Annotated in this window: 14 protein-coding genes; 8 read left to right on the top strand and 6 right to left on the bottom strand. The window is 63.1% G+C overall.

All coding sequences use genetic code 11. The features are described 5' to 3' along the window. Positions 1 to 100: 100 nt before the first annotated feature. From NKI38_RS26430 to NKI38_RS26440, 3 genes are all read right to left on the bottom strand, one after another. Positions 101 to 565, bottom strand: coding sequence for an endonuclease domain-containing protein (locus NKI38_RS26430; RefSeq protein ID WP_352662755.1), 465 nt, complete (start codon positions 563 to 565; stop codon positions 101 to 103). A gap of 52 nt (positions 566 to 617) precedes the next feature. Next, a complete protein-coding gene (locus NKI38_RS26435; protein ID WP_136617366.1) occupies positions 618 to 2,114 on the bottom strand; it encodes an FAD-linked oxidase C-terminal domain-containing protein in 1,497 nt (498 codons plus the stop codon). Positions 2,115 to 2,400: 286 nt separating this feature from the next. Then, positions 2,401 to 3,723 (bottom strand): DUF3422 family protein, encoded by a 1,323-nt coding sequence (locus tag NKI38_RS26440; protein WP_352662758.1) that lies wholly within the window; start codon positions 3,721 to 3,723, stop codon positions 2,401 to 2,403. Between the two features lie 208 nt (positions 3,724 to 3,931). Here NKI38_RS26440 and NKI38_RS26445 point away from each other — a divergent pair, with 208 nt between their 5' ends. Genes NKI38_RS26445 through NKI38_RS26455 form a run of 3 tightly spaced genes read left to right on the top strand, consistent with a single transcriptional unit; the run spans position 3,932 to position 6,720 of the window. Then, the gene (locus tag NKI38_RS26445; RefSeq protein ID WP_183445146.1) at positions 3,932 to 4,735 is read left to right on the top strand and encodes an FCD domain-containing protein; all 804 of its coding nucleotides are present in this window, start codon (positions 3,932 to 3,934) and stop codon (positions 4,733 to 4,735) included. A 19-nt stretch (positions 4,736 to 4,754) separates the two neighbouring features. Then, complete coding sequence (locus NKI38_RS26450) at positions 4,755 to 5,891, top strand: alpha-hydroxy acid oxidase (RefSeq protein WP_352629411.1); 1,137 nt, start codon at positions 4,755 to 4,757, stop codon at positions 5,889 to 5,891. Between the two features lie 37 nt (positions 5,892 to 5,928). Continuing rightward, on the top strand, positions 5,929 to 6,720 hold the full coding sequence (locus NKI38_RS26455; RefSeq protein WP_352662762.1) for a metallophosphoesterase family protein: 792 nt from the start codon (positions 5,929 to 5,931) through the stop codon (positions 6,718 to 6,720). Between the two features lie 46 nt (positions 6,721 to 6,766). Here NKI38_RS26455 and NKI38_RS26460 read toward each other — a convergent pair whose 3' ends face one another. Further along, the gene (locus NKI38_RS26460; RefSeq protein WP_352662871.1) at positions 6,767 to 6,898 is read right to left on the bottom strand and encodes a hypothetical protein; all 132 of its coding nucleotides are present in this window, start codon (positions 6,896 to 6,898) and stop codon (positions 6,767 to 6,769) included. Between the two features lie 291 nt (positions 6,899 to 7,189). Next, positions 7,190 to 7,888 (bottom strand): type 1 glutamine amidotransferase, encoded by a 699-nt coding sequence (locus NKI38_RS26465; RefSeq protein ID WP_352662868.1) that lies wholly within the window; start codon positions 7,886 to 7,888, stop codon positions 7,190 to 7,192. An 87-nt stretch (positions 7,889 to 7,975) separates the two neighbouring features. On the opposite strand from NKI38_RS26465, the gene NKI38_RS26470 reads away from it, so the two are divergent. From NKI38_RS26470 to NKI38_RS26485, 4 genes are all read left to right on the top strand, one after another. Then, positions 7,976 to 8,623 (top strand): hypothetical protein, encoded by a 648-nt coding sequence (locus NKI38_RS26470; protein ID WP_352662765.1) that lies wholly within the window; start codon positions 7,976 to 7,978, stop codon positions 8,621 to 8,623. A 31-nt stretch (positions 8,624 to 8,654) separates the two neighbouring features. Next, positions 8,655 to 9,389 (top strand): 16S rRNA (uracil(1498)-N(3))-methyltransferase, encoded by a 735-nt coding sequence (locus NKI38_RS26475; RefSeq protein ID WP_352662767.1) that lies wholly within the window; start codon positions 8,655 to 8,657, stop codon positions 9,387 to 9,389. A gap of 244 nt (positions 9,390 to 9,633) precedes the next feature. Then, complete coding sequence (locus NKI38_RS26480) at positions 9,634 to 11,007, top strand: glutamate--cysteine ligase (RefSeq protein WP_352662770.1); 1,374 nt, start codon at positions 9,634 to 9,636, stop codon at positions 11,005 to 11,007. A 100-nt stretch (positions 11,008 to 11,107) separates the two neighbouring features. Next, positions 11,108 to 12,145, top strand: a complete 1,038-nt coding sequence (locus tag NKI38_RS26485; RefSeq protein ID WP_352662773.1) for a DUF937 domain-containing protein — start codon at positions 11,108 to 11,110, stop codon at positions 12,143 to 12,145. Positions 12,146 to 12,315: 170 nt separating this feature from the next. On the opposite strand, the gene NKI38_RS26490 is transcribed toward NKI38_RS26485, so the two are convergent. After that, positions 12,316 to 12,606: a DUF1127 domain-containing protein gene (locus NKI38_RS26490; protein WP_352662776.1), complete on the bottom strand. Its 291-nt coding sequence runs from the start codon at positions 12,604 to 12,606 to the stop codon at positions 12,316 to 12,318. 176 nt (positions 12,607 to 12,782) lie between these two features. Between NKI38_RS26490 and NKI38_RS26495 the strand changes: the two genes are divergently transcribed. Further along, complete coding sequence (locus tag NKI38_RS26495; protein WP_352662779.1) at positions 12,783 to 13,739, top strand: LysR substrate-binding domain-containing protein; 957 nt, start codon at positions 12,783 to 12,785, stop codon at positions 13,737 to 13,739. The last annotated feature ends 11 nt before the right edge of the window (positions 13,740 to 13,750 follow it).

Genomic DNA, 13,750 nt, shown 5'->3' on the forward strand with positions numbered 1-13,750 from the left:
ACTGATCTTCGCTGAGAGCGGGGGGGGGGGGTTGTGTGGTTTGTTGTTTTTTTTTTTTCCGGCCGGGCCGCCCCCCGCCCCGCCCACGGAGAGGGGGCAATCATAGGGCGTCGCCTCCGATCGGCTTGGCTGCGAAAACGAACCTCAGATCTGAAGTGATGACATCCTGGTTGAGCCGTCCTTCCAGCGCCGCAAGAATGGTCCCGCAAACACTCCTAGGGCTTTTCAGCACATCAACATTCCAGAAACGCAATACCGAGAACCCTTCACCGCGCATGAATTCATCGCGTCGTCTGTCGTAAGGGCTTTCGGCATGCTGACTTCCGTCCAACTCTACGACCAGCTTTTCGCTGCGACAGGCGAAATCGGCAAAGTAAGATCCAATCGGCATCTGCCTAACGAATTTGTAGCCGCCTAGCCGTTTGGCCTTCAATTCGTTCCAGAGGGTTGCTTCCGCCTGGTTGTCACCATGGCGAAGCGCACGAGCGCGGGCGATCTTTTCTGGCGAACGCCGGCTCGGAATGTCGGGCGTCCCCCTCTCCGTCTCGGGCTTTGCCCGAGCCACCTCTCCCCCGCTTTGCGGGGGCGAGGAACTCTCGTTTTGAGACGCCATTACATCAAAACCTCGGAATGTCCGGGAACGGCAGTTTGCCGCCGGAAATGTGCATGCGGCCGAGTTCGGCGCAGCGGCGGAGCTGCGGGAAGACCTTGCCGGGGTTGAGCAGATGGTTGGGATCGAAGGCGCATTTGACGCGCATCTGCTGGTCGAGGTCGACCTGGGTGAACATCTCCGGCATCAGGTCGCGTTTTTCAACGCCCACCCCGTGTTCGCCGGTCAAGACGCCGCCGACCTTGACGCAAAGCCGCAATATGTCGGCACCGAAGCTTTCCGCCTTGTCGAGTTCGCCCGGCACGTTGGCATCGTAGAGGATCAGCGGGTGCAGATTGCCGTCGCCGGCGTGAAAGACATTGGCGACGCCGAGGCCGTATTTCTCCGACAGTTCGCGCATGCCGGCGAGCACACGCGGCAGCTCCTTGCGCGGAATGGTGCCGTCCATGCAGTAATAGTCGGGCGAAATGCGGCCGACCGCCGGGAAAGCCGCCTTGCGGCCGGCCCAGAAGCTTAGCCGCTCCTGCTCGGACTGCGAGATGCGGCAGGTGGTCGAGCCGTTCTTGTAGGCGATGGCCTCGACAAGGCCGATCAGATGATCCACCTCGACGCCCGGCCCGTCGAGTTCGACGATCAGCAGCGCCTCGACATCGAGGGGATAGCCGGCATGGACGAAATCTTCCGCCGCGTGGATCGCCGGCCGGTCCATCATCTCCATGCCGCCCGGAATGATGCCGGCGCCGATGATGTCGGCGACGCACTGGCCGCCCTGCTCACTGGTCGGAAAGCCAATCAGCAAAGCGCGCGCCGTCTCCGGCTTCTTCAGAATGCGCACGGTGACCTCGGTGACGACCCCGAGCAGCCCTTCCGAGCCGGTCATGACGCCAAGCAGGTCGTAGCCTTCCGCATCGAGGTGACTGCCGCCCAGCCGCACCACCTCGCCGTTCATCAGCACCATCTCGATGCCGAGCACATTGTTGGCGGTGAGGCCGTATTTCAGGCAGTGCACGCCGCCGGAATTTTCAGCGACGTTGCCGCCGATCGAGCAGGCGATCTGGGAGGATGGATCGGGGGCGTAGTAGAAGCCCTCCTGCTCGACGGCGGTGGTGATGCCGAGATTGGTGACGCCCGGCTGGGCGACAACGACACGATTGGGAAAATCGATCGCAAGGATGCGGTTGAAGCGGCTCATGACCAGCAGCACCGCGTCTTCCAGCGGCAACGCGCCGCCCGACAGCGAGGTGCCGGAGCCGCGCGGTACGACGCGGATGTTGCGGTCGTTGCAGTATTTCAGCACGCGGGAAACCTGCGCCACAGTTTGCGGCAAAACGACAACCAGCGGCAGCTGCCGATAGGCGGTCAGGCCGTCGCTCTCGAAGGCACGCATGGAATTGGCGGCGTCGACAACGCCCTCGCCCGGCACGATGATGCGCATGTCGGCGACGATCTCGTCGCGCCGGCGCATCGTCGCGTCGTCTGGTTTCGGCATGGCCAGGCCGGACATCAACAGCCTCGTTTCGCTTGACTGGTCAAAATCTTTTACCAGTGAAGCGCGCTGGTTGCAAATGCTGCCTAGGTGAGGAATCCAGCCTCAAGGTCGAGACAGGCTTCCGCAGCGGCAATCTGCCGCTGTCTTACCCTCCTCCTTGTGGGGAGGGTCGCGAACGAAGTGAGCGGGGTGGGGGTGCGGCGCAAAGCCAGCACCCTGTGAGCACCCCCACCCCGTTTCGCAGGTTTCGCTTCGCTCAACCTGCTCACCGACCCTCCCCACAAGGGGGAGGGTGAAGGTGCTACTCCCCCGCCAGCTTGCCGGGTTCGGAGTGCATCCGGCGCACACGGCGCACGCCCCACCAGACCAGCAGGATGGCGACCGGCACCGAAGCAGCAGTGATGACCTCCGGAGCGAAGGCATGGCCGAAGATCGAGGCGCCCTTGGCGACATAACCGATGAGGCCGACCACATAATAGGAAACGGCAGCGACCGAGAGGCCTTCGACGGTCTGCTGCAGGCGCAGCTGCAAGCGGGCACGGTTGTTCATCGAGGCGAGCAGGTCGCGGTTCTGCTTCTCGACCTCGACATCGACCCAGGTGCGCAGCAGCGTCGTGGCGCGGGTCAGTTTTCGCGACAGATTGGCCTGCCGCTCCTCGACCGAACGGCAGGTACGCATTGCCGGTGCGACGCGGCGCTGCAGGAACCCGCCCCAGGTGTCGTACCCAGGCACGGCTTCTTCCTCGAGCGCTTCCAGCCGCTCGACGACAATGCCATCATAGGCGCGGCTGGCGCCGAAACGGTAGAGGCTCGACGCCGCGTCGGCTTCCAGTTCCGCGGCGAGCTCGGTGAGATCGGCCAGCAAGGTCTGGCTGTCACGAGTCTGAGCGACCTTCATCTCCAGCGTGGTCTGCGCCAGCCGGTCCTCAATGCGGCGGGCGCGGCCGGACAGGTTCAGCGCCAACGGCAGGCCGAGCATGGCCAACGTGCGATAGGTTTCGATGTCGATCAGCCGTTGCGAAAGCGCGCCGGTGCGTGCCGGGGTCAGGCCGCGGTCGAGCACCAGCATGCGCGTCATGCCGTCACCGTCCTGACGAAAGTCGGTGACGATGGCAGCATTGCCGCGCTCGACCAGCGAGTAGCACAGGCTGGTCGGATCGAAGCCGGCGATCAGTCTTTCACTGACCTGCGTCCATTTGCGGATTTCGAGCCGGATGCCCGAAATGACGGTTCCCGGCGGCGAAAACCCGTTGCCGAACGGCGAATCTTCCTGCGCCCTGCCGCTTTCCGAGAGCGGCCCTTCCCACAGATAGGTCGAGAATTCGGTGTGTCGTTCCCAGCGCAGCGAACCCTTGCCCCACTTCATGGCGTGGTGGCGGGCCTGTCGATCGGGCGCGGCGATGCCGAGGCGTCGCGACAGTTCGGAAAGCACCGCGTGATCGACGCCGGAACCGCCTTCGGTCATGAAGGCGAGTTGTACCAGCACGCGCGGCTTTTCGATCAGCGGATGCGGCCGGGCATGGACCTCGCCGAGCGCGCCGGGCCGGCCCTCATGCGCGGGAAACCCCATGACGCTGCCTTTGGCGCGCGGCTGGAACTCGAGATTGGACGGGTCGTCTGACACGGCTTGTTCCCTGGGCTTCTTTGAACCCTCTTGCACTCGCGTCCCTCTAGACCAATAGCCTGATGACGCAAACAGCAAAGTTTAGCCGAAGACGATATGGCGCCGGGCGGCAAAATCGACACGCTTCGACCAATTGGATAAATAATTTGACCAGTTGACGACGCAGGCTTTATCCTGCGCGACACCGGTTCACCTTCCAGGCATTGAGTTGAGCGACATTTTTTCCAGGATCGAGCATTCGCGCACCGCCGACGAGGTGGTGCAGCAGATCGAAAGCCTCATCCTCGAAGGTGTCCTGCGCACCGGCGACCGGCTGCCGGGCGAGCGCGAGCTTGCACGCCAGTTCGACGTGTCGCGGCCGATCCTGCGTGATGCACTGAAGGCGCTGGAAGGGCGCGGCCTTTTGACGACAAGGCCCGGCGGCGGCACGCATGTCGCCGATGTCATCGGCCAGTTGTTCACCAAGCCGGTGACGGACCTGATCTCGATGCACCGCAAGGCTGTGACCGACTATCTGGAATACCGCCGTGAGATCGAAGGGGTAGCGGCCGAATACGCGGCGCGGCGGGCCACACCAGACGACATGGCGCTGCTCGACAAGATCATGGCACGCATGGACGATGCGCACCGGACCGGCGACTTCGACGACGAGGCTGAAATCGACGTCGAGTTCCACCACGCGATCTGTGAGTGCGCGCACAACATCATCCTTTTGCACACCCTGCGCTCCTGCTACCGGCTGTTGTCGGAAGGCGTTTTCCAGAACCGGCTCCTGGTGTTCACGGTGCCCGGCGCGCGCGAGGCGCTGCTTGCGCAGCATCGGGCGATCCATGCGGCGGTGAAGGCCGGCGACCCGGCTGCTGCCCGGCAAGCAGCGATGGACCACATCACCTATGTCGAACGGTCGATGGCGGAGGCTGAGCGCAGCGGCGACTGGCAGCGCGTGTCGCGGCTGAGGCTGAAGCAGCGTGTCGACGCTACCGACACCGAACCTGCACGCAAACGCTCCTAGCAATCGAAAACGGGAACCCATGAGCCAGATCCTGACCATCGCCGATCTCAAGGACCTCGCGCGCCGGCGCGTGCCGAAGATGTTCTTCGACTATGCAGATTCCGGTTCGTGGACCGAAAGCACGTATCGGGCCAACGAAGAGGATTTCCATAAGATCAAGTTCCGCCAGCGCGTCCTCGTCGACATGGACAACCGTTCGCTGGCATCGACGATGGTGGGCGAGAAGGTATCGATGCCGGTGGCATTGGCGCCAACCGGCATGACCGGCATGCAGCATGCGAATGGTGAGATGCTGGCGGCGCAGGCGGCGGAAGAGTTCGGCGTGCCGTTCACCTTGTCGACGATGAGCATCTGCTCGATCGAAGATGTTGCCTCCGTCACCACCAAGCCGTTCTGGTTCCAGCTCTATGTGCTGCGCGACAAGGATTTCGTGCTCAACCTCATCGACAGGGCGAAGGCAGCGAAATGCTCGGCGCTGGTGCTGACGCTTGACCTGCAGATTCTCGGCCAGCGTCACAAGGACATCCGCAACGGGCTCTCGGCGCCGCCCAAGCTGACGCTGACCAACATCGTCGACATGGCCATCCGCCCGCGCTGGTGCGCCGCCATGGCCGGCACCAAGCGGCGAACCTTCCGCAACATCGTCGGCCACGCCAAGGGCGTCGGCAACATGTCCTCACTGGCATCGTGGACGACGGAGCAGTTCGATCCGCATCTGTCGTGGAAGGACGTCGCCTGGATCAAGGAACGCTGGGGCGGCAAGCTGATCCTCAAAGGCATTCTCGACAAGGAAGATGCGCTGATGGCGGCCAAGACCGGTGCCGACGCGATCATCGTTTCCAACCATGGCGGGCGCCAGCTCGATGGTGCATCGTCGTCGATCGGCGTGCTGGAAGAGATCGCCGATGCGGTCGGCGACACGATCGAAGTGCATATGGACGGCGGCATCCGTTCCGGCCAGGACGTGCTGAAGGCGCTCTGCCTCGGCGCCAAGGGAACCTATATCGGCCGGCCATTTCTTTACGGCCTGGGCGCTCTCGGCAAGGAAGGAGTTACCAAGGCGTTGGAAATCATCCGCAAGGAGATGGACATCACGCTGGCGCTGTGCGGAAAGCGTCTGGTCACCGACATGGGCAAGGACCAGCTCCGGCGCTAGAGTTCCGTGACAGCCTGACCACGGAGACGACGAGACCTTGGCGGAACCCGGTATCCATTTTCTCGACGCGCAGGGGCCGGACGGTGTGCGTCTCTACGCGATTGGCGACGTGCACGGCCGGCTCGACCTGCTGGCCGCCATGCATCAGCGCATCAAGACCGAGATCGAGCAGCAGGCGCCAGCCGACTGGCGTGTCATCCATCTTGGCGACTATGTCGACCGCGGACCGGATTCAAAGGGCGTCATCGACTTCCTGATCGAAGCGCGCGAGCGCGACCCGCGCCATCTGATGCTGGCCGGCAACCACGACATCGGTTTTCTCGATTTTCTCAAGGCCCCCGACCCGGACGGACTTTTCATCCGCTTTGGCGGTATCCAGACGGCGCAGTCCTACGGCGTGACGATCAATGACGGCACAAGCGTGTGGTTCGGCAAGGCCGAGTCCGCCGTGCGCAAAGGACATCAGGCCCTGGTCGAGGCCGTGCCGCAGGACCACATCGATTTCCTGCGGTCGCTGCCGTTTTCGGTGACATTGGGCGATTTCTTCTTCTGCCATGCCGGCATCAGGCCGGGCATCCCCTTGGACAGGCAAAACCCGCAGGATCTGATCTGGATCCGCGACCTCTTCCACAATCACACCGGCCTCTATCCGAAGATCGTGGTGCACGGCCACACGCCGGTACCGGAGGCGGAAGTGATGGCCAACCGCGTCAATGTCGACACGCTTGCCTGGCAATCAGGCATGCTGACGGCGCTCGTCGTCGACGGTCCGGACAAACGCATCCTGACAATGACGATCAAGGAACCTTGGACAATTAAGCAAGCTTGAGCGCTGCGCGTCCGAGGACGCTCCGGCTCGTGGCGCAGCCCCGGCTTTAGTGCAGCGAGGCGGTGACACCGTAACCGTCGACGGCGTTGTGGTTGTTGGCTGCGTCGGCGGCATAGATGCCGAGTCCGCACAGCACGATGGCGGATACCATGGCAAAGGACAGAAGCGCTGCTTTCACGGACGTCATCTCTTGTTGAGCTTTCTGCATCTGTGCACGAGGCGGTTACCAATGCGTTGAAACGGAGAATTCGCTTCAAAGTTTCGACGATTTAGCGCTTCTAGGCATGTTCTGTATCAACGGTGTGTCGCGCGGGTCACACAAAAGGTTCATCGCGGTTGCACGGAAGATGCAGAGCGCGCGCCTTCTAGGATGGCGGGCGGACACAAGCCAAGGATGAAAGGTGTTTTCCCCAGGCGGATTCCCCGCCGCGTGCCAATTATGTCACGCGGCAGCGCATCGAGGGCACGCTTAGATTGTCGCTACCCACGCGCGGGCAATGGCCAGGCCCGCGGCATCCGCATCAGGCCCGTTGCGGGCCATTTCGCCATCGAGCTTGCCGGCCCAATCGGGATGCCGCGCGGCGATGGTCGGGGCGAAGGACGTGCTCCAGTCCTGCACCATCGGCCGGTCGGCCTCGAAATGGAACTGGAAGCCGTAGACGGCGCGGCCGACGCGAAACGCCTGGTTTTCGGCGACATCGTTGCCTGCGAGCCGCACGGCGCTCTCAGGCAGCACGAAGGTGTCATCGTGCCACTGGAAGATCGGAAACTTCTCCGGCAGCGCGCCCAGCACAGGATCGGCCTTGGCATCCGGCGTCAGCGACACGCCGCGCCAGCCGAACTCGTCGGCGCCGCCGATGCGGTTCTCACCACCGAAGGCACGGGCGACGAGCTGGCTGCCGAGGCAGATGCCGAGCACGGCGCGGTCCTTGCCGGCGAAATCGCGGGTCAGTTCGAGCAGTGCCGGGAAATAGGGGTACTCATCGTCGGCCAGTGCATTCTGGCCACCGCCGAGCACCACCATGGCATCATGCCCGGCCGCGTCATCCGGCAGCAGATCGCCCTTGTAAGGAAGGCGTATATCGAGATCGGCGCCCGCCTCCGCAAGAGCGGCGCCAACCTGGCCAAGGCCGGTATTGTCGTAGTTCTGGACCACCAGCACCCGCATGAAAAACCCTGCTGACATGAAAAAGATGCGACGAGCGATACCATGCCGTTTGTATTGCAGCCAATATGCGTATTCCGGGAGAAAACTATGCCACTGCAGAACCGGGTCGATCCGTTCGGCGCCATCCACGCCGTGTCCGAGCGTGGACTGTTCACCGGCAATCGCGGCATCATCCACGATCCCGAGACGAAGACGCTGTTGAAAAAGCGCTGGGCGCTTCAGGTCTGGATCATCTGCGTCTGCCAATTCCGCAATGTGCGGCGCGAGCCGATGGGCCGCAACCGGAAGGGGGGTAAAGCGGGCTGGACCGAGCTGTTCTTCCTCGACGAGGTGACCGCGTTGGCGGCCGGGCATCGCCCCTGCTTCTTTTGCCAGCGCGAACGGGCCAAGGATTTCGTCGGCCGCTTCGGCGAAGCCTTCGGCATTGCCGAGCCGCGCGCGCCGCAAGTCGACAAGCGGCTGCACAAGGAGCGGCTGGCGTCGGGCGGCAAGCCGCCAGCAGTTGCTGTTGAAGAGCTTGCCGGCCTGCCGGACGGTGCCATGGTTGGGGATGGCGGCAACGCTTATGCTTTGCGCGGCGGCAGAGCATTGCGCTGGTCCTTTGCTGGATATGGCCCACCAGCTGATTTCGACCTGCTCGAAGGCAAGACACTCTCGCTGCTGACGCCGGCCACGACGCTCGCCGTGCTGTACCACGGCTTTCGCCCCGTATGGCATCCGTCCGCCCAGACTTGACGCCGGCGGTCGGCTCGCTCATTCCTCGGCAATGCGCGCCAATTACAAGATGCAACGTCTGTTCGTGCCCGACGATCTGCGGCCAGACATCGAGTTCGACGCAGGCCAACAGCAGAGCCACTATCTCCTGCATGTGCTGCGGCTCGGCGAAGGCGCCGAAATCCTGGTGTTCAATGGCCGCGACGGCGAATGGTCGGCGGCCATCACGGCGAAGACAAAAAGGGCGGTGCGGCTGAAGGTGTCGGTGCTGCAACGGCCACAGCCGCCGCTGCCCGACCTTATCTACTGCTTTGCGCCGCTGAAGCAGGGCCGGCTCGACTATCTCGTGCAGAAGGCGGTCGAGATGGGCGCCGGCATCCTGCAGCCGGTCATCACCCAGCACACGCAAGTGGCCAAGCCTAGCATCGATCGCCTGCGCGCCAATGTCGTCGAAGCCGCCGAACAATGCGGCATCCTGGCGGTGCCGGAGGTGCGCGAAGCCGAAAAATTCGACCGCCTGCTGACCGGCTGGGACAAGGAACGACGGCTGATCTTCTGTGACGAGGACGCCTCGACCAACAATCCGCTGCCCGCGCTGCAGGCGGTCAAGGAAAACAGGCTTGGGCTGCTGGTCGGGCCGGAGGGCGGCTTTTCCGACGACGAGCGCAAGATGCTGCGCGCCCTACCCTTCGTCACCGCCATTCCGCTCGGACCGCGCATCCTGCGCGCCGATACGGCAGCAGTGGCCGCGCTCGCGGTGATGCAGGCAACAGTCGGAGACTGGTAAGACGTCATCCCTTGCAAGCGATGACAGGGCGGTAACGTTCAATTCCTGTTGACCTGTGGCTCAGGATTTTTCGCTTGCTCGTCTGCTGACATTTCGTCCATTTAGCGCCGGCGATCATCCGATCGTCCTAGAGCGCCACGCGTCCTTTCGGACACACAAAGGACGCTGTAGCATTTCATTGGGTTCATGGTCCTTTCCGAAAATCGAAAGCAGATTTTCGGGGTCATGTGCTGAGGGCTTACAAATGGCGCGCGATACTACTGATTTCCGCCCGATCGAAGGTGTCGACGAACTCGTCGAGCATCTGGCCGAAGGCAACAAGCCGCGCGACAAGTGGCGCATCGGCACCGAGCACGAGAAGTTCCCCTTCTATGTCGACGGCAACGCGCCTGTGCCCTATGGCGGCGAGCGCGGCATCCGCGCCATCCTCGAAGGCATGCAGTCGAAACTCGGCTGGGATCCGATCATCGATGACGGCCGCATCATTGGCCTGGTCGAACCGACCGGCCAGGGTGCGATTTCTCTGGAACCAGGCGGCCAGTTCGAGCTTTCCGGCGCGCCGCTGGAGACGATCCATCAGACCTGCCGCGAGGGCAATGCCCATCTGGCGCAGGTGCGCGAGATCGCCGAGCCGATGGGCATCCGCTTCCTTGGCCTCGGCGGCAGCCCGAAATGGTCGCTGGCCGAGACGCCGAAAATGCCGAAATCGCGCTACGAGATCATGACGCGCTACATGCCCAAGGTCGGCACCAAGGGCCTCGACATGATGTACCGCACCTGCACGATCCAGGTGAATCTCGACTTCGAGAGCGAGGCCGACATGCGCCGCAAGATGCAGGTGTCACTGAAGCTGCAGCCGCTGTCGACGGCATTGTTCGCCAATTCGCCTTTCACCGAAAGCCACCCGAACGGCTTGCAAAGCTGGCGCGGCGACATCTGGCGCGACACCGACAACCAGCGCTCGGGCCTGCTCGAATTCTGTTTCTCGCCCGATTTCGGTTTCGCCGACTATGTCGAATGGGCGCTCGACGTGCCGATGTATTTCGTCATTCGCGACCGCCACTATCACGACATGACGCACATCACCTTCCGCCAGTTCATGGCGGGCGCCGCACGGCATGAAATTCCCGACGGGCTGCCGACGATGGGCGACTGGGCAAACCATCTGTCGACGCTGTTCCCGGACGTGCGGCTGAAGCGTTTCCTCGAGATGCGCGGCGCCGACGGCGGTCCATGGCGGCGCATCTGCGCGCTGCCGGCCTTCTGGGTCGGATTGCTCTATGATGAGGCAGCGCTCGACGCCGCCGAGGCGCTGACCTCGAGCTGGACGTATGAAGAAACGCTGGCGATGCGCAATGCCGTACCGGAACAAGGCATTTCCGCGCCCTTCCGCAACACCACGCTGCGCGAAATCGCGCGCGATGTGATGGTCATTTCGCGCATGGGCCTGAAGAACCGTGGCCGCAAGAACCGCGACGGCTACGACGAGACCTCCTTCCTCAACACGCTCGACGAGGTCGTGGCACGCGGCACCACCAGCGCCGAGGAGATGCTATCGGCCTACCACACACGCTGGGGCGGCTCGATCGAGCCGGTGTTCATGGAATATGCCTATTAACCCTCGGATTTGACGCGGCCGATTGATCGGCAAAAGCCGCTTCAATCGACGGTGGAAACGAACTAGGCTTCTCCAGCGAGGATTTCCGGAGGAGACACCGATGCCTACCTTGTTCGACATGCTGACGCAGGCCCAGAACGGCAACGGCATGCAGGCCCTTGCCCAACAATACGGGCTATCGATGCAGCAGACGCAGGCGGCGGTTGCCGCTCTGCTGCCGGCCTTTTCGCAGGGGCTGCAACGCAACACTGCCGACCCCTATGGGCTCGGCGCCTTCATAACGGCGATGGCCAGCGGCCAGCACGCCAAGTATTTCGAGGACGCAACCAGAGCCTTCTCGCCGCAGGGCGTCGATGAGGGCAACGGCATTCTCGGACATTTGTTCGGCTCGAAAGATCTATCGCGCGCGGTGGCCAGCCAGGCGGCGCAAGCGAGCGGTGTCAACCAGCATATCCTGCAGCAGATGCTGCCGGCGATCGCCTCGATGGTCATGGGGGGGCTGTTCAAGCAGACTACAAATCAGATGCAAGCCGCCGGCGGCTTTGGCGGTGGCGGCAACAATCCGCTCGGCGAGATCATCGAGCAGATGATGCGGCAAGGTGGCGGCATGCAGGCCCCGGCGCCGCAGCCACGTCAGACGCCGCAGCCCCAGAACCCGATGGACAACCCGCTCGGCAAGGTCTTGCAGGACATGTTCGGCGGCGGCGCGCCTCAGCCGCAAAGCCAGCCGCAGCCGGCACCCAATCCCTATGGCGACAATCCGCTCGGCAAGGTGCTGCAGGACATGTTCGGCGGCGGTACGCCTCAGCCGCAGCCGCAAGGCCGGGCGCAGCCGCAGCAGACGCAGAGCCCCTATGGCGACAATCCGTTGGGAAAGATCTTCGAGGAGATGTTGCGACAAGGCGGCGGTGGCGGCTTCGGCATCCCGGGCGGCCAGCCGGCGCCGCAACAGCCTCAAGCGCCCCCACAGCAACGTCAGGCGCCTCAGCCACAGGCCAATCCGAGCGGCAGGCCAAAGAATCCGTTCGACGACCTGTTCGGCAAGATGTTCGAGATCGGCGCCCAGCAGCGTGACGACTACCAGAAAGGCGTGGAAACGATCTTCGACCAGTTCAAGCGCGACATGGACCGGCGGTAGGTCGATAGCAAGCGCCGTCCCCAACCAAGAAAAGAAAAGCCCGGTCCTGGGAGGACCGGGCAGAGTGCAGGCGGGCCGGCGGGGATCCGGCAGGGAGTGGGGCCTGCATCACTTTTCAGTCGCGCCGAACCTCTAAAAGGTTCAAAGCAACCTTAACAACAAGCAGCCGATCAAGCGACCTTGCGGGCGAAATCCTCGATCGTCTCGATGCGATCGCTGGCGATTTCGCGCAACATCGCCGTCGGGTCTCGGCCGAACGGCACGTCGATGGCGACATGCAGGTCGGCGCGCGTCAGACCGATATCGGCGAGTTCGGCATCCGACATCTCGCCAAGGCGGTAAAAGGCGCGGCGGTTTTTCCAGGCGCGGTAGATGTTGAAGACGGTATTTGCCACGCGCGTCGCAACGGCCGGACGCGAGGTGATGCGCGAGGTCTCGGTGGCGAAATCAAACGTGGTCATGTCGGTCTCCTTCAGACTCGAACGAGCAAGGCCAGCAATCGGCGCTGACAACAGCGACGGTTCCGGTCCCAATTCACATGCTTTCATGTGGACAATGCGAATTTGCCATGATGCGATTGATTAATCCAACGAATGTTTCTAATCTTAAGCATCAACACTAGTGATGGATCAAATCGATGAAATCGCCTCTCGATCTCGATCAGTTGCAGACCTTCATCTCGATTGCCGACACCGGCAGCTTCACGCGAGCAGCCGAAGAGGTGCACCGGACCCAGTCGGCGGTATCCATGCAGATGCGCCGGCTGGAAGAGCGGATCGGCAAGCCGCTGTTCGAAAAGGACGGGCGCACCAACAGGCTGACCGAGGAAGGCGACAAGCTGCTCTCCTACGCGCGGCGGCTGCTCTATCTCAACCGCGAGACGCTGGCCGCCTTCGACGACCGGCGGCTCGAAGGCACGATCCGCATCGGCACGCCTGACGACTATGCCGACCGTTTCCTGCCCGAGATCATGGCGCGGTTCACGCGCTCCAATCCGCGTGTCGAACTGACCGTCATCTGCGAGCCGACACCGGGGCTGGTCGAGCATATCAAACGCGGCAACCTCGACCTGGCGCTGGTGACGCACAACGACGTACGCGGCCAGTCGGAGGTGGTGAGGCGCGAACCGCTGCTGTGGGTCACCTCGGCCAACCACGCCACGCACGAGCAGGAAACGCTGCCGATGGCCTTTGGCCGGCCGAATTGCATCTGGCGGCGCGCCGCCGTCGATGTGCTCGACCAGCAGAACCGCGACTATCGCATCCTGTTCACCAGCTTCTCGGCCACCGTCATCACCGCCGCGGTGCTTTCGGGACTGGCGATCTCGGTGCTGCCGGAATGCGCGCTGCGGCCCGGCATGCGGGTGCTGGGCGAAGCCGACGGCTTCGGCGCCCTGCCCGATTGCCGCATCGGCATCATGCGCGGCCAGACGTCGCGACCGGAGATCGTCGATGCGCTCGCCCGCCATATTTCGGAAAGCCTGGACAATATTTCCGTGCCGATCAGCGAAGACACCGGGAGCTTCGACTTTGCGGCGCTCGCCTTCACCAAGCTGCGGCGAACCAAGCCGAACCAGATCCTGCCCGGCTGGTAGGCAGGGTCAGG

Origin of the sequence: Mesorhizobium sp. M0621 (assembly GCF_040320745.1) — a bacterium.
In the GTDB taxonomy this organism is placed as follows: Bacteria; Pseudomonadota; Alphaproteobacteria; order Rhizobiales; family Rhizobiaceae; genus Mesorhizobium.